Origin of the sequence: Antarctobacter albus (assembly GCF_900101505.1) — a bacterium.
Classification (GTDB): domain Bacteria; phylum Pseudomonadota; class Alphaproteobacteria; order Rhodobacterales; family Rhodobacteraceae; genus Antarctobacter; species Antarctobacter albus.
The window spans coordinates 16,696-31,821 of sequence record NZ_FMZI01000021.1 but is presented as its reverse complement, the minus strand read 5'-3'; the positions used below and the strand labels follow the sequence as shown (position 1 = coordinate 31,821).

Genomic DNA, 15,126 nt, shown 5'->3' with positions numbered 1-15,126 from the left:
CGGGCCTCAGACCCGCTCGATGATGGTGGCGGCGCCCATGCCGGAGGCGATGCAGAGCGTGGCCAGGCCGGTGCCCTTGCCGGTACGTTCCAACTCGTCCAGCAGGGTGCCCAGGATGATTGCCCCGGTGGCGCCCAGCGGGTGGCCCATCGCGATCGAGCCGCCGTTGACGTTGACCTTGCTGTCGTCCACGTCAAAGGCCTGCATGAAGCGCAGCACCACCGAGGCAAAGGCCTCGTTCACCTCGAAGAGGTCGATGTCGGAAATCGACATGCCGCTGTCCTTCAGGATCTTCTCGGTCGCGGGCACCGGGCCGGTCAGCATGATCGTGGGGTCGGTGCCAATCTTGGCCGTGGCACGGATGCGGGCCCGGGGTTTCAACCCGTATTTCTCACCGAATTCCTTGTTGCCGATCAGCATCGCGGCAGAGCCGTCCACGATGCCCGAGCTGTTGCCCGCGTGATGGACATGTTCGATCCGTTCCAGGTGCGGGTACTTCATCAACGCGACCTTGTCGAAACCGGGCATGACCTCGCCCATGTCCTTGAACGAGGGTTTCAGCGCGCCCAGTGTCTGCATGTCGGTGCCGGGCCGCATGTACTCGTCGTGATCGAGGATCGGCAGGCCGTTCACGTCGCGCACGGTGACGATGGATTTCTCGAACCGCTTGTCTTCCCAGGCCAAAGCCGCCCGGCGCTGGCTTTCGACCGCCAGGGCATCGGCGTCATCGCGGGAAAATCCGTATTCGGTGGCGATGATGTCGGCGCTGATGCCCTGCGGGACGAAATAGCTTTCCATCGCCAGGCTGGGATCGACGGCAATGGCCGCCCCGTCGCTGCCCATGGCGACGCGGCCCATCATCTCCACGCCGCCGGCGATATAGCCCATGCCCGCGCCGCCGCGGACCTGATTGGCGGCCAGGTTCACCGCTTCCAGCCCCGAGGCGCAAAAGCGGTTGATCGCCAGACCGGGGATGGATTCGTCAAGATCGCTTGCCAGCACCGCCGAACGCGCCAGGCAGCCGCCCTGTTCGCCGACCTGGGTGACATTGCCCCAGATCACGTCCTCGACCGCGTGGCCGTCGAGCCCGTTGCGGTCCTTGACGGCGTTCAGCACCTGCGCCGACAAGCGCAGCGAGGTCACTTCGTGCAGCGCGCCATCCTTGCGGCCCTTGCCGCGCGGGGTGCGGACGGCGTCATAGATAAATGCGTCGGTCATCTTGGGTCCTTCTTCATCAGGCCCGGTCCGCGGGGGAGCCGGGCATCAGGTCATAAGGGGCCTTCCAACCGGGAAGGCCCTGGATGTTCGTCAGCCAGCGGTCGACGGCCGGCCAGGCGCTGCGGTCGAAGCCGAAGGGTTCCGGGTAGAAGAGATAACCGCAACAGGTCAGATCAGCATTGGTCAGGGCATCGCCCACGATCCAGTCGCGCCCCTCCAGGTGGGCATCCAGGATCTGGTAGGCGGACTTGAGGCGCCCCTGATTGAAGGCGATCACCTCGGCCGGCCGCTTGTCTTCGGGCAGGAAGTTCATCAGGAAGCGGGTCATCCCGGCCATCGAGCTGAGTTTGTGGTTGTCCCAGAGCACCCAGCGCAGCACTTCGCGCCTTTCCTCGGGTGTCGTGCCGCCGAAATGCCCGTAGGTCTCGCTCAGGTACTGCTGGATGACGCCGGATTGTGTCAGCCGGGTTTCGCCGTCGACCAGCACCGGGCATTCGCCCATTTCGTTCACCTCGGCGCGATATGTTTCGCTCCGCGTTTCACCGTTGAAGAAATCGACCTGCACTGGCTGCCAGTCCAGCCCGGCGAGTTGGAGCGCCAGTGCCGCCTTGTAGGAATGTCCCGACTCGCCAAAGCAGTAGAGTTTCATCGTCATGCGCCGCGCCTCCCGTTGCGCTTTTTGTCGTCCGTTTCGCCGCGGGGGTTTCACACCCCCGCACCCCCGTGGGAGTATTTTTCCCAAGAAGAAGCACACAGGCCCTTCCCGGATAACCGCGCGTTAAGGTTAACGCGCCTAATCTCGTGTTGCGGTACAGGCTGGGGAGCCGATGACCGCCCAAGGAGAAGCCCCGTACCTAGCCAAAGGCGCGGGCACTGCAGGAAGGTCGACTGCTGCCCGGACGTGCGGGTCCGATGTGCGACCTTCCTGTTTCTTCTTGGTCAAAATACCCCAATCCTCCATATCCGTTGACCGCCCAAGGAGAAGCCCCGTACCTAGCCAAAGGCGCGGGCACTGCAGGAAGGTCGACTGCTGCCCGGACGTGCGGGTCCGATGTGCGACCTTCCTGTTTCTTCTTGGTCAAAATACCCCAATCCTCCATATCCGTTCGCGCCTCGTTCAGAGCGACCGCGCGATCAGTTCCTTCATGATCTCGTTGGTGCCGCCGTAGATCCGCTGCACCCTTGCATCCGTCCACATCTCGGCCACGGCATATTCCTGCATGAAGCCGTAACCGCCGTGCAGTTGCAGGCAGTCGTCCAGGACCTCGCCCTGCGTGTCGCTCAGCCAGTACTTTGCCATCGCCGCCTTTTCGACAGCCAGTTTGCCTTCCAGGTGTTCGGCGATGCAGGCGTCGAGAAAGGCGCGGGCCACGGTCGTCTTGGTCTGGCATTCCGCCAGCTTGAAGCGCGTGTTCTGGAATTGCATCAGTGGGCCGCCGAAGGCCTCGCGTTCCTTGCAATAGGCGATCGTGCGCGCCACCGCGCCTTCCATCGCGCCCACGGCGCCGCAGCCGATGATCAGACGTTCCTGCGGCAGCTGTTGCATCATCTGGTAGAAGCCGCGGCCTTCTGCCCCGCCCAACAGGTTTTCCGGGGCGATCTCGACATTGTCGAAGAATAGCTCGGAGGTGTCCGCCGCGTGGCAGCCGATCTTTTCCAAATTGCGGCCCCGTGAAAACCCCTCGGCGCCCTCGGTTTCGACCACCACCAAAGAGACGCCTTTCGCACCCTCGGCCGGGTCGGTCTTGGCCGCCACGATCACCAGGTTTGCGTGCTGGCCATTGGTGATGAAGGTCTTTTGCCCGGTCAGCCGATAGGCGTTGCCGTCGCGGATGGCCCGCGTGCGGATGCCCTGCACATCCGACCCGCCCGAGGGTTCGGTCATTGCCAGGGCGCCCACGATCTCGCCGGAAACCATCTTCGGCAGCCAGCGTTTTTTCTGCTCTTCGGTGCCGTAGGCCAGGATGTAGTGCGCCACGATGCCCGAGTGGATGCCATGCCCCCAGGAGGCGAGGTTGGCGCGGGCGGCTTCCATCAGGATCACCGCCTCATGCCCGAAATCGCCGCCGGCGCCGCCGTATTCTTCGGGGACAGAGGGGCAGAGCAGGCCCAGCTCCCCGGCCTGTTGCCAGGTCTCCGGGTCCATCTGGCCCTGCTTGCGCCACTTGTCGTAGAGCGGCATCCATTCGGCCTCGATGAACTTCGCGGTCATCTCGGCCAGCATGGCATGTTCGTCTGTCATCCAGTCGCGCGGCATCGGGGTTCCTATTTCTTGCGTTCGTCGAGGTCGGCGTTGAACAGGCGCAGCCGATGGGCCAGCGCCTCGCTGTCGGTCACGCTCTCGAAATGTTCGAAGAGGAAGGAAAGCGCCTCGCCCTCGTCCAGCCCGGCCTCGTGGGCAAAGGATTTCAGCTTGCGATAGCCGTCCTCGGTCATGGCGACCGGAAAGCGGCGGGTCAGGCGAAAGCGTTTGGGCATGGGTCCTCCGAAGTCAGGGGCGCCGGGCGGTGTGATCCGCCACGGGCGCAGGGCGGGGGGATCCCCGCCGCCACAGCTTCGTCTCAGAAGGCCTCTGCCTCAAGCGCCATCACGGGGTCGGCGCCGGATTCGATGCGTTTCAGGTGCGTCGCCGTCATCGGCAGTTGTCTTGCCATGTAATAGCGCCCGGTGGCGATCTTGGTGGTCAGGTACTCGGCATCGCCGTCACCGGCCGCCAGCTTGCCTTTGGCCGTCCAGGCCATGCGCGCCCACATCAGGCCAAGGCAGACATGGCCGAAGAGATGCATGAAGTCGTAAGACCCGGAGAGCGCGTTGTTCGGGTTCTTCATGCCGTGCTGCATGAAGTACATTCCCGCCGCCTGCAAATCCTTGGAGGCCGCCTTGAGCGGGTCGAGGAATTGCGTGTCGAACGCTTCGTCCTGACCCTTGTGGTCGGCGATGAAGCCCTTGACCATCTCGAAGAAGCCCATGACGTGTTTGCCGCCGTCCTGGCCCAGCTTGCGGCCCACAAGGTCCAACGACTGGATGCCATTGGTGCCTTCGTAGATCATGGTGATCCGGGCGTCGCGGACGAACTGTTCCAGCCCCCATTCGCGGGTGAACCCCGATCCGCCCAGCGTCTGCTGCGCCAGCACCGTGGTCTCGAAGCCCTTGTCGGTCAGGAACCCCTTGATGACCGGCGTCAGCAGCGAAATGAGCCCCTCGGCCTGCGCATCCTCGTTGCGGTGCGCGCGGTCGATCATCGAGGCGCCCCAGAGGACGAAGGCGCGGGCACCCTCGGTAAAGGCCTTCTGGTCCATCAGGTTGCGGCGCACGTCCGGGTGCACGATGATCGGGTCGGCGGGGCCGTCGGGGTTCTTGACGCCGGTCACATCGCGGCCCTGAACGCGGTCCTTGGCAAAGGCCACCGCGTTCTGGTAGGAAACCGCGCCCTGGGCATAGCCCTGCAGGCCGACACCCAGCCGGGCCTCGTTCATCATGGTAAACATGGCGCGCATGCCCTTGTGCGGCTCGCCCACGAGGAACCCTTTGGCGCCGTCGTAGTTCATGACGCAGGTGGCGTTGCCGTGAATGCCCATCTTGGATTCCAGCCCGCCGCAGGAGACCGCGTTGCGATCCCCCAGGCTGCCATCCTCGTTGACCATGAACTTGGGCACGATGAAGAGGCTGATCCCCTTCACGCCTTCCGGCGCGTCGGGCAGCTTGGCCAGCACCAGGTGGATGATGTTGTCCACCATGTCGTGTTCGCCGGCGCTGATCCAGATCTTCTGACCGGTGATGGCATAGCTGCCGTCGTCATTCGGCACCGCCTTGGTGCGGATGAGACCCAGGTCCGTGCCGCAATGCGGCTCGGTCAGGTTCATGGTGCCGCCCCATTCGCAGCTGACCATCTTGGGCAGGTACATCGCCTTCTGCTCGTCCGAACCATGCGCATGAATGGCATTGTAGGCGCCATGCGTCAGGCCCTGGTACATGTTGAAGGCCATGTTGGCCGAAGAGAACATCTCACCCACCGCGGTCGCCACGACATAGGGCAGGCCCTGGCCGCCATACTCGGGATCGCAATCCAGCGCCGTCCAGCCGCCTTCGCGCATCTGGTCGAAAGCGTCCTTGAAGCCCTTGGGCGTGCGCACAACGCCATTTTCAAGGGAACAGCCCTCTTCGTCACCAACCGGGTTCAGCGGGGCCAGGACGTTTTCCGCCAGCTTCGCCGCCTCGCCCAGGATCGCGTCCAGCGTCTCGCGGTCGAGGTCGGCATAGCCGGGAATGTCCTGCGTGCTGAGTTGCAGCACGTCGTCCAGGAGGAACACCTGGTCCTTGGTCGGCGCCGTGTAGATGGGCATGTCTCTCTCTCCCTGAAAGTCCTGCCCGCGGCCGCGCTTATTCGGCCGCGCGCTTTTGGTCCATCGAGGCCAGCATCCGCTCGCCCCATTTCATCTGGTCCTGCAACTCTCCGATCGCCGCGTTCAGCTCGTCACGCTGCCGGATCAGCTCCGCCAGGCGGTCCTGGGCCACGTCATAGGCCGCCGCCAGCTGCGTGCGCTGCTGGTCGCCCACATCGTAGAGATCCAGCAGTTGCCGGATTTCCTCGAGGCTGAAGCCGAAACGCTTGCCGCGCAGGATCAGTTTCAGCCGTGCCCGGTCGCGCCGGGTGAACAGCCGCTTCTGGCCTTCGCGGATCGGGAAGAGCAGCTCCTTCTGCTCGTAAAAGCGCAGCGTCCTCGGGGTCACTTCGAAGGCGTCGCACATCTCCCGGATCGTCATAAGTTGCTCGTCTGTCATGTCTCGCATCCTCGGGTCTCCGACCGTCACAGTTCCGTCACGACAACCGAGGTGCGTCTTTCCGGGCCTTCATACAATGGGAAAACCGGGTGACGTAACTCATACGCTGCGTCACTTTATGCTTGACGTAAGATAAGGCAAGGTCAAGCCGCCATCCGCGCAATTTTATACCAAGTGGTAAAAATTTCCGGGGTAAGGAATTCCGGACCCTGCTTGACGCAGGGGCGTCTCACGTCAGGCAGAGTGCCCCAGTGAGTCGGCGGTCTGGTCGCGCAGGGCCTTTAGCTCGGTCATCGCCTCTTCCAGCTGCCTGCGTTCCTCGGCCAACTGTTTCAGTTGCCGGTCCGCCATCTCCAGCCAGGCCTGCATCTGGGCCTCGGTGCCTTCTTCCTCGTAGATCATTAGCCACTGGCGGATTTCCTCGAGCTGGAATCCGAACCGGCGACCGCGCAGGATCAGGGTCATGCGGGCGATCTCGCGCGCGCCGTAATGGCGTGCGCGTCCCTCGCGCTGGGGCGAGATCAGCTCGATGTATTCGTAGTACCGCAGGGTCCGCGGCGTCACGTCGAACTTCGCGCACATTTCCTTGAAGGTCAGACGCGTCTCGTCCATCGCTTGTCTCCCCATCCGCCTGGGGCGAAATCTAAGCCCAGCCCGCCGGGGTGACAAGCCGCCTCGCCCCAGCCGGCGGAACGCCCCGCTTGCAGCGCCGCGATCCCGTGCCCATAAAGGCCCCAAGGAGATCCCGCATGAGTGCAGACAAGGCCGACATCGCCCGCCAGTTCATCGATTCCATCCCGCACTGCAAGGCGCTGGGCATGGAGATCGCCGAGCTTGGCGACGGCATCGCGGTGATCCGGATGCCCTATGACGCGCGGTTCATCGGCGATCCGGAAACCGGCGTGATCCACGGCGGCGCCGTTTCGGCCCTGATGGATACCTGCAGCGGGGCAGCGGTGATGAGCCATCCGAAGTCGCCTGCCGGCACCGCCACCATCGACCTGCGCATCGACTACATGCGCCCCGCGACGCCGGGCCAGGCGATCACCGCGCGGGCGGTCTGCCACCATATCACCCGCTCGGTTGCCTTCGTGCGCGCCACCGCCATGGACGACGACACCGACCGCCCGGTCGCCACCGCCACCGGCACCTTCACCGTGGAGAGCGAATGATGCAGCGTCCCGCGCCCGAACCCGTCCAGGTCATCAAGCAACGCCGTGACGCGGCTCTGTCGGCGCTGGTCTCCGGCGTGCCCTACATGCAGTACCTCGACGTCCGTTTCGACCGGCGCGGGGACGAGCTGACGGCCCTCTTGCCCTTCGATGACAAGCTGATCGGCAACCCGATGCTGCCCGCGATCCACGGCGGAGTGACGGCGGCCTTCCTGGAAATCACCGCGATGGTCACCCTGAACTGGAGCTATCTCTGGCAGGACATCGAATCCGGCGCGCTGGACCCCGACAGCATGACCCGGGGGGCACTGCCGCGCCTGCCCAAGACCATCGACTTTACCGTCGACTACCTGCGCTCGGGCCTGCCGCGCGACGCCTATGGGCGCGCCCGCGTCACCCGTTCCGGGCGACGCTATGCCAGCGTCCAGGCCGAGGCCTGGCAGGACAACCGCGACCGACCCTTTGCCCAGGCCAATGCGCATTTCCTGATGCCGCGCAAGGACGGCTGAGCGGGCCGCGCGCCTCGGCTGACCCAACGTAAAGGGGCGACCCGCCCTTGCCGTTTCCGCGGGGCGCCCATATCCCGGGGGAATTCCCAGTCCCCGATCCCCGACAAGCCATGACCGCGTCCCAGCCCATCACCCATGCCCGTGTCCTGACGATTGCCGTGCCGATCGTCATTTCCAACATGACCGTACCGCTTCAGGGCATCGCGGACACTGCCATCATCGGCCAGATCCCCGATGCCACGCCCATCGCCGCCGTCGCCGTGGGCGCCGCGTTGATCACCGCCATTCTCTGGATCTTCGGCTTTTTGCGCATGGGAACGGCGGGCATGACCGCGCAGGCACAGGGGGTGGGCAACCGGGCCGAGGTCGCGGCCCTGCTGACCCGGGCTCTGATGGTCGGCGGGGCAGGGGGGCTGTTGCTGATCCCGCTCTTCGGGCCGATCGCGGCCTTCGGTTTTGACCTGTCGCCCGCCACGGACGAGGTCAAGGCGCTGGCGCAGGGTTACATGGACATCCGCATCCTGTCGGCACCCGCCGCCATCGCGATCTATGGCATCAACGGCTGGCTCGGCGCGCAGGAGCGGACCCGTGCGATGCTGGTGCTGCAACTCTGGCTGGTGACGGTGAACGTCGGGCTGAACGTGCTCTTCGTCGTCGGCATGGACCTGGGGGTCGAGGGGGTGGCCTGGGCGACCTTCGTCGCCGACTGGAGCGGGCTCGTGCTGGGTCTCTGGCTGTGCCGGTCCACCTTCGCCAACCCGGCCTGGCGCGACTGGCCTCGGGTCTTCGACCGCGAACGCCTGCGCCACATGGCGGCCGTGAACACCGATATCCTGATCCGCTCGCTGCTGTTCGAAGCGATCATGCTCTCCTTCATCTTCTACTACAGCGCGGGGTTCGGCGTGGTGACCCTGGCCGCCAGCCAGGTGCTGCTGCATTTCATCGAGATCATGGCCTATGCGCTGGACGGCTTCGCCTTTGCCGCCGAGGCGCTGGTGGGCCAGGCCTTTGGCGCACGCGCGCTGGGCAGGCTGCGCCGGGCGGTCCGGCTGACCAGCCTCTGGGGCTTCCTGTCCAACCTGGTCTTCGCGCTGGGCTTTGCCCTGTTGGGGGGCACGATCATCGACGCGATGACGAAGGACCCGGAGGTGCAGCAGATGGCGCGCAATTTTTTGCCCTGGATCGTGGCGGCGCCGGTGCTGGGCCTGCCGGCCTGGATGCTGGACGGGATCTTCATCGGGGCGACCCGCACCCGCGACATGCGCAACATGATGGCGGTGTCCGTGGTGGTCTATTTCATTGCCGTTTCAGTGCTGATCCCGCTCTGGGGTGCGCATGGGCTCTGGGCCTCGCTGATGATTGCCTATGTCACCCGCGCGGTCACCCTTGCGCTGCGCTATCCGGCGCTGGAACGGGCGACGCTGGCAGCTTAACGCGGTGCTAACCGCGATGCGGTGAGATGGCACTCATGGCCATTTTGCCCGCTCACATCACGCCCGACCGCTGGCTGGCACAGATCTTCGCCTCCCAAGTGGCGATGCGTGGCGGCGTGGTCAAGCGCAAGATCCGCGATGTCGAACGGCTGGTGGGGCGCGACGCCTTCGTCTCGGCGGCGGCCCGGCGCGGCTTTCAGGTGGTGGAGAACCACCGCTACTTCGTCATTTTCTGCAACGGACAGCCGATCCGCCGCGTGCGCTGAAGGGGCCTTCGAAGGCCCTTTGACAACGCCATTCCAATGGCTTTGCCCAAGCGCGTTCGAACACGCTTGTCCAAGGCGCTTCGAACCGCCTTGCCGCTGGCCCCCCGCCACGCGCCACCTGCTTTTGCCTCTGGCCTTTTCCGCCCCAAATGCCCTATTCAGGCGGCCAGACAGAGGAGAGGTGTTATGGACGATCTCGTGAACAGCTTCATGACCGGACCCGATGAAAAGGGCCGTTTCGGCATCTATGGCGGGCGCTTCGTGTCCGAGACGCTGATGCCGCTGATCCTCGATCTCGAGGCCGAGTACGAAAAGGCCAAGACCGACCAGAGCTTCTGGGACGAGATGGACTTCCTCTGGAAGCACTACGTCGGACGGCCCAGCCCGCTCTATTTCGCGGAACGGCTGACCGAACGCCTGGGCGGCGCCAAGGTCTACATGAAGCGCGACGAGCTGAACCACACCGGCGCGCACAAGATCAACAACGTCCTGGGCCAGATCATCCTGGCCCGCCGCATGGGCAAGACCCGGATCATCGCCGAAACCGGCGCCGGCCAGCACGGTGTGGCCACTGCGACCGTCTGCGCCAAGTTCGGCCTGAAATGCGTCGTCTATATGGGCGCCCACGACGTCGAGCGCCAGCAGCCCAACGTCTTCCGGATGAAACTGCTGGGCGCCGAGGTCGTGCCCGTCACTTCCGGACGCGGCACGCTCAAGGACGCGATGAACGACGCGCTGCGCGACTGGGTGACCAACGTGCGCGATACTTTCTACTGCATCGGCACCGTCGCGGGCCCGCACCCGTACCCGGCGATGGTCCGTGACTTCCAGTCGATCATCGGCAAGGAAGCCAAGGAACAGATGCACGAGGCCGAGGGCCGCAACCCCGACACGATCATCGCCGCCATCGGCGGAGGCTCGAACGCGATGGGCCTGTTCTTCCCCTTCCTCGACGACAAGGAGGTGAACATCATCGGCGTCGAGGCTGGCGGCAAGGGTGTCGACGAGAAGATGGAGCACTGCGCCTCTCTCACCGGTGGGCGCCCGGGCGTGCTGCATGGCAACCGCACCTACCTGCTGCAGGACGACGACGGCCAGATCCTCGAAGGCTTCTCGATCTCGGCGGGTCTCGACTATCCCGGCATCGGCCCGGAACACAGCTGGCTGCATGACGTGGGCCGCGCGAAATATGTCTCGATCACCGACAAGGAGGCGCTCGAAGCCTTCAAGCTCTGCTGCGAGACCGAGGGCATCATCCCGGCGCTGGAACCCTGCCACGCCCTGGCCCATGTCGCCAAGATCGCGCCCGAGCTGCCCCGCGATCACATCATCTGCATGAACATGTGCGGACGGGGCGACAAGGACATCTTCACCGTCGCCAAGCATCTGGGTGTCGACATGTCCGGCACCGAGGGGCGCAGTGCGGGCTGATCCGGCGTTTTCGGGGCCCTTCCGGACACATCCTTTTGAATCAATGGCTTGGCGCCCATAAACTTCGGTTTATGGGCGTCTGCATGTGGTTTAGGGGGTGTTTGATAAACCCCTGTTGAGTTCCACCCCCGGTGCGCTGCGGGCAGATTGTCCGAGGTTGCCGACTTGATCGGTCAAACTCGTCGGTCACCTGCCGTCGCCTGATGTCCCACACCGGTCCCCGACCGCCCCCGTCCGGTTCCCCGTACCGGGTCAAGGCACACTCACGGAACGCGGTCATCGGTGTAAGGCCTCGGCAGGTGGCCGACACATTTTCCACTGTCTCCCCGCAGGGGATGACCCCGGAGCGAATGAATGTCATGATGAAGACCCGGATCACACGAACCCAGACTGTCATGGCCATGACCCCGACAACCACCCTCATGATGACGATGACCACCCTCGTCACGCCCACAACCAAGCTCAAGCTCATGACCAAGCACCGCCGCCCGCGCCAGACCAGCGACATGGAGACGACGCGCAAGACAAGCACGGGTGCCTGGTTCGTGGCTGTGTAGCTGCGCCATGCGTCTATTCCTCATCTGCATCGGACTGTTCGTCAGCCTGCTCTGCACGCCTCCCGCGATGGCGCAGTCCTACCGCGACCGCGTGATACAGAGCCTGACCGACCAGGGCTTTTCCAATTTCCGCGTCCGCCGCACCTGGCTGGGCTATGACCAGATCATCGCGCTCGGTCCCGATGGCCGGCGCGAGGTGGTGCTGAACCCCTCGACGGGGGCGATCCTGCGCGACTATCTCTACACCTCCGAGACGCCCCGCTCTGGCAGTGCGCCGCTGGCGCGCGGCAGTACACCGCCTGCCGGTTCAACGCCGCCAGAGGCGGCGGATGCGGGCACCACGGCTCCGCCCGATGCCCAACCCGATACCGCCCCGCCCAACGAAGGCGCCCCGGGACAGCAGGACAAGGACGGCCCTCCGGGCCAGGCGGACAAGGACGGCCCTCCGGGCCAGGGCGACAAGGGCGATCCCCCCGGACGGTCCGACGACAAGCCCGGGGCAGATCCTCCGGGCCGCGACGGGGCGCCAGGCCTCAACTAGGCGGTTTCCCGCCACCTCCCGGGCTTGCCTGTCCGGTCGCTGCGGGTGCATTCTTGTCCCGAGACGCGTAACCATCCCCAACCCTGCAATCCGGCATGATCCTTGCGGTCATGCCGTCTCGCCAATGGAGCCTTCTGGCGTGAAGACCCGCATCGGAATCGGTATGCTGTTTTCCTTCCAGCTCTGCTGTGCCGGGTTCTTTCTGAACGACATCCTGTCGACACGCCTTGGCCTGCGCAGCGTCCCCATTCCCTGGGCGATCTACGAACTGATTCAGATCAGCGCCGCCATCGGGCTCATCTTGGGGCTTGGCGTCACCGCCACCCTGCTGGCGCGCAGCCTGCGCGCCCGGGCCCAGGCCGAGGACAGCCTGCGTCTGGCACGGGGCGCCTTCATGGAAGTGCTGGACGAACATTTCGACGAGTGGAGCCTCACGCCCGCCGAACGCGACGTGGCGCTGATGGCGATCAAGGGCCTGTCCACCGCCGAGATCGCGGAGGTGCGCAAGACCTCCGAAGGTACGGTCAAGGCGCAGACCAATGCCATCTACCGCAAGGCCCAGGTCACGGGGCGGCCACAGCTGCTGAGCCTTTTCATCGACGACCTGATCGCAGCGGACCCGCCCGAACCTTCCTCGACCGCCGCAGCCTCGTGATTCCCTGCAAATTCCGAACCGCTTTGGCCGGTCGATTTGCGCATCTCTGCTCGTCGGTCTTTTCAAAAGTTGCGCAACCTTGAAATAATGTTGCGCTTACGCCACGGCGATAATCGGGCCGAAAAACTTTTGTAGAGCGACTCGGCCCCGCGCGGCTATTCAACACCTCCGGACATTCCGGAACTGACCCTAGCGGGCGGAGGTGATCTCTCCCCCGGTGCAGGCGGCGCTGCCGAGACTGTATGCCAGGGCGGGGACGGGTGGTCTGGAACGGACACTGTAGCTCAGCCAGGTCAGAGCAGCGGATCTTCTTCCGTTCGGCGTGGGTTCAAATCCCACCTGTGTCGCCATGCAAATGTAGCTCATGGGTAGAGCATTCGACCTTTAATCGAAGTGTAGCAGGTTCGATTCCTGCCTTTTGCTCCAAAACGCCCTTGATGGAGGGCACCGGCTTCGGGTGCCGGTCCACGAGAGTGGTCCACCTCACAGGATCCGGGGCGTCTCTTGCAGGCGACCCGCGCCAAACTCTGCGCGGCAACGCGATGGGGGCGGCAGAGGTTTCGCCTGCTCCGGCCCAGGGCCGGGGCATCGGATGACGGTTCCGCCGGGTGCCGGTCCGCCACGGGTCTGACGACCCTGGGCGCGCCGGTACTCCGCGCCCCTCTCTCCGGGCCCCCGCCCGCGGTCGCGGCATGGGGGCGGTCCGGATCCACCCCTTTGACACCTGCGGGGCATTTCGCCTCCAGCCCACTGAAAACAAAGGAACATCGCTTTGCGACGACGATAGGCACGAGGAAAAGGAGACGAAAGATGACCCATGTGCTGACCCGAATGATACATGCCCTTACCGGGCGCGAACGTGTCACCCTGACAGAGACCCAGCGGATGCTTGTCCTGGTCAACGGGCGCTTCGACGCGCTGCTCGGCCCGGGCGAACACCTTGTCCCGCGCGACAACTGCGTGCGCGAGATCCACAGCATCGACCGTCTCCGGTTCATCACTGCCTTTGACCGGGCGCTGTTCCGCAGCCGCCCCGACCTTGCCGAAGGCCACCTGACGGAAGTGCGGACCGGCCCCGAGGAGATCGCCGTCGTCCTGCGCGACGGGCGGCCCGTACAGGTGCTCTTTCCCGAAGAGCGCGAGGTCTTCTGGACCGATGCGGGCCCCTTCACGGTGGACCGTTTCGACCTGGCCAGCGATCCCGGTGTCGATGCCGCTCTGGCGCGGCGCCTTGATCGTGCCAGCCTTGGCCGGGCGCTGACCACGGTGACGGTGGCCGAAGGCCATGTCGGGATGTTGCATTTCGACGGGGTTCTTGTCCGCCGTCTGCCGCCGGGCGTCCACAGCTTCTGGGCGGTCGGCCCCCGCATCACGGCGCGGCTGGTGGACATGCGCACCCGGGCCCATGAGGTCGCGGGCCAGGAGATCCTGACCAAGGACCGGGTCACGATCCGGGTCAACCTGACCGCGATCTTCCGCGTGACGGACCCGGAGCGGGCCGTAAGCGCGGTCAGCGACTTCGAGGAAACGCTGCATCGGGCGGTGCAGCTGGTCTTTCGCCGGCGCCTTGGCGCGCTGACGCTGGACCAGCTTCTGGCCGAGAAAGGCGCCATCGACGTCGAGGCGGGGGACAGCCTGCGGGCCGAAATGGCCGGGATCGGGATCGAGCTGAAGGAGATCGCCCTCAAGGACGTGATCCTGCCGGGTGAGATCCGCGAGATCCTGAACCGCGTGGTCGAGGCCGAGAAGGAGGCCGAGGCCAACGTGATCCTGCGGCGCGAGGAAACGAACGCGATGCGTGCGCTTCTGAACACCGCCAAGGTCATGGAGGACAACCCGGTGATGCTCCGTCTCAAGGAACTGGAGGCGCTGGAGGCGATTGCCGCCAAGGTGGATCACCTCACGGTGCACAACGGCACCAAGGGCCTCATGCAGGAGATCGCGCGCCTGCGCGACTGATCCGTTCCAAAAGAAAAGCCGCTCCGGTCGCGCCGGGGCGGCAGTTTCGCGATCTGCCCACCAGATCGGAGGGGTCTGGGGACAGATCGCTTTCCTGAAAGCAAACAGGAGATTTCGGGCAACCAGCCCCTGAAACCATCGTGATCGGTCAATGGTTAAGGGCGGGTTAAGCGCGCAACCTAGCGCAAAGAATTTGTTGGCCCGCGGCCTGGCGCGTCTCAGCCCTGGTTGGTCCAGCTATAGGTCTCCAGGATCCGCAGCGGCACGATGTCCAGGGCGCCCCGATGGGTCGCGGCCAGGTTCACCAGCGGCGCGCAACCCTCGTCATGGGCCTGCAAGAAACGCCCGGCACAGAGACACCAGTGATCACCGGGGGTCAGACCCGGAAAATGGAATTCCGGACGCGGGGTCGACAGGTCGTTTCCGACGTATTTCGAATAGGCCAGGAACTCTGCCGTCATGACCGCGCAAACGGTGTGACTTCCCCGGTCCTCGACGCAGGTGTTGCAGTGCCCGTCGCGAAAGAACCCGGTCAGCGGGTCTTGAGAGCAGGACTCAAGAGGGCCGCCGAGGACATTGAAAGAAGGGTCTTTCTCCATGATT

The 15,126-nt window shown here is 64.8% G+C and carries 17 protein-coding genes and 2 tRNA genes; 11 read left to right on the top strand and 8 right to left on the bottom strand.

What is annotated here, in order from left to right; genetic code table 11:
* Window positions 1-6: 6 nt before the first annotated feature.
* The 7 genes from BLQ71_RS23945 to BLQ71_RS23915 all read right to left on the bottom strand — a co-directional run bounded on the left by BLQ71_RS23945 (window position 7) and on the right by BLQ71_RS23915 (window position 6,612).
* Window positions 7-1,218 carry an acetyl-CoA C-acetyltransferase gene (locus tag BLQ71_RS23945; RefSeq protein ID WP_043146107.1) on the bottom strand — a complete coding sequence of 404 codons (1,212 nt, stop codon included), beginning with the start codon at window positions 1,216-1,218 and terminating at the stop codon, window positions 7-9.
* Between the two features lie 16 nt (window positions 1,219-1,234).
* Window positions 1,235-1,873 carry a glutathione S-transferase family protein gene (locus BLQ71_RS23940; protein WP_074623525.1) on the bottom strand — a complete coding sequence of 213 codons (639 nt, stop codon included), beginning with the start codon at window positions 1,871-1,873 and terminating at the stop codon, window positions 1,235-1,237.
* A gap of 462 nt (window positions 1,874-2,335) precedes the next feature.
* Window positions 2,336-3,475 carry an acyl-CoA dehydrogenase family protein gene (locus tag BLQ71_RS23935; RefSeq protein ID WP_074623524.1) on the bottom strand — a complete coding sequence of 380 codons (1,140 nt, stop codon included), beginning with the start codon at window positions 3,473-3,475 and terminating at the stop codon, window positions 2,336-2,338.
* 8 nt (window positions 3,476-3,483) lie between these two features.
* Window positions 3,484-3,696: a hypothetical protein gene (locus tag BLQ71_RS23930; RefSeq protein WP_069209703.1), complete on the bottom strand. Its 213-nt coding sequence runs from the start codon at window positions 3,694-3,696 to the stop codon at window positions 3,484-3,486.
* A gap of 83 nt (window positions 3,697-3,779) precedes the next feature.
* Entirely contained in the window at window positions 3,780-5,561 is a 1,782-nt protein-coding gene (locus BLQ71_RS23925; RefSeq protein ID WP_074623523.1) for an acyl-CoA dehydrogenase C-terminal domain-containing protein, read from the bottom strand.
* Window positions 5,562-5,598: 37 nt separating this feature from the next.
* The gene (locus BLQ71_RS23920; RefSeq protein ID WP_043146119.1) at window positions 5,599-6,000 is read right to left on the bottom strand and encodes a MerR family transcriptional regulator; all 402 of its coding nucleotides are present in this window, start codon (window positions 5,998-6,000) and stop codon (window positions 5,599-5,601) included.
* Between the two features lie 234 nt (window positions 6,001-6,234).
* The gene (locus BLQ71_RS23915) at window positions 6,235-6,612 is read right to left on the bottom strand and encodes a MerR family transcriptional regulator (RefSeq protein WP_043146120.1); all 378 of its coding nucleotides are present in this window, start codon (window positions 6,610-6,612) and stop codon (window positions 6,235-6,237) included.
* Between the two features lie 137 nt (window positions 6,613-6,749).
* Between BLQ71_RS23915 and BLQ71_RS23910 the strand changes: the two genes are divergently transcribed.
* From BLQ71_RS23910 to BLQ71_RS23860, 11 genes are all read left to right on the top strand, one after another.
* Window positions 6,750-7,172: a PaaI family thioesterase gene (locus BLQ71_RS23910; RefSeq protein WP_043146123.1), complete on the top strand. Its 423-nt coding sequence runs from the start codon at window positions 6,750-6,752 to the stop codon at window positions 7,170-7,172.
* On the top strand, window positions 7,172-7,681 hold the full coding sequence (locus BLQ71_RS23905) for a PaaI family thioesterase (protein ID WP_074623522.1): 510 nt from the start codon (window positions 7,172-7,174) through the stop codon (window positions 7,679-7,681). The genes BLQ71_RS23910 and BLQ71_RS23905 overlap by 1 nt, the downstream gene beginning before the upstream one ends.
* Window positions 7,682-7,791: 110 nt before the next feature.
* Window positions 7,792-9,114: an MATE family efflux transporter gene (locus BLQ71_RS23900; protein WP_074623521.1), complete on the top strand. Its 1,323-nt coding sequence runs from the start codon at window positions 7,792-7,794 to the stop codon at window positions 9,112-9,114.
* 35 nt (window positions 9,115-9,149) lie between these two features.
* Window positions 9,150-9,380: an N-(5'-phosphoribosyl)anthranilate isomerase gene (locus BLQ71_RS23895; protein ID WP_074623520.1), complete on the top strand. Its 231-nt coding sequence runs from the start codon at window positions 9,150-9,152 to the stop codon at window positions 9,378-9,380.
* 186 nt (window positions 9,381-9,566) lie between these two features.
* Window positions 9,567-10,811, top strand: a complete 1,245-nt coding sequence (trpB, locus tag BLQ71_RS23890; RefSeq protein ID WP_043146130.1) for a tryptophan synthase subunit beta — start codon at window positions 9,567-9,569, stop codon at window positions 10,809-10,811.
* Between the two features lie 359 nt (window positions 10,812-11,170).
* Window positions 11,171-11,368 carry a hypothetical protein gene (locus tag BLQ71_RS23885; protein WP_088671736.1) on the top strand — a complete coding sequence of 66 codons (198 nt, stop codon included), beginning with the start codon at window positions 11,171-11,173 and terminating at the stop codon, window positions 11,366-11,368.
* Window positions 11,369-11,375: 7 nt separating this feature from the next.
* Window positions 11,376-11,909 (top strand): ICP22 family protein, encoded by a 534-nt coding sequence (locus BLQ71_RS23880; RefSeq protein ID WP_074623519.1) that lies wholly within the window; start codon window positions 11,376-11,378, stop codon window positions 11,907-11,909.
* A gap of 139 nt (window positions 11,910-12,048) precedes the next feature.
* Window positions 12,049-12,564 carry a helix-turn-helix transcriptional regulator gene (locus BLQ71_RS23875; RefSeq protein WP_223306307.1) on the top strand — a complete coding sequence of 172 codons (516 nt, stop codon included), beginning with the start codon at window positions 12,049-12,051 and terminating at the stop codon, window positions 12,562-12,564.
* Window positions 12,565-12,837: 273 nt separating this feature from the next.
* A tRNA-OTHER gene (locus BLQ71_RS23870) sits at window positions 12,838-12,914 on the top strand.
* Between the two features lies 1 nt (window position 12,915).
* Window positions 12,916-12,990 (top strand) — tRNA-Lys (locus tag BLQ71_RS23865).
* 384 nt (window positions 12,991-13,374) lie between these two features.
* Window positions 13,375-14,523 carry a slipin family protein gene (locus tag BLQ71_RS23860; protein WP_074623518.1) on the top strand — a complete coding sequence of 383 codons (1,149 nt, stop codon included), beginning with the start codon at window positions 13,375-13,377 and terminating at the stop codon, window positions 14,521-14,523.
* Window positions 14,524-14,741: 218 nt separating this feature from the next.
* Here BLQ71_RS23860 and BLQ71_RS23855 read toward each other — a convergent pair whose 3' ends face one another.
* Entirely contained in the window at window positions 14,742-15,122 is a 381-nt protein-coding gene (locus BLQ71_RS23855; RefSeq protein ID WP_074623517.1) for a DUF2237 family protein, read from the bottom strand.
* Window positions 15,123-15,126 lie beyond the last annotated feature (4 nt).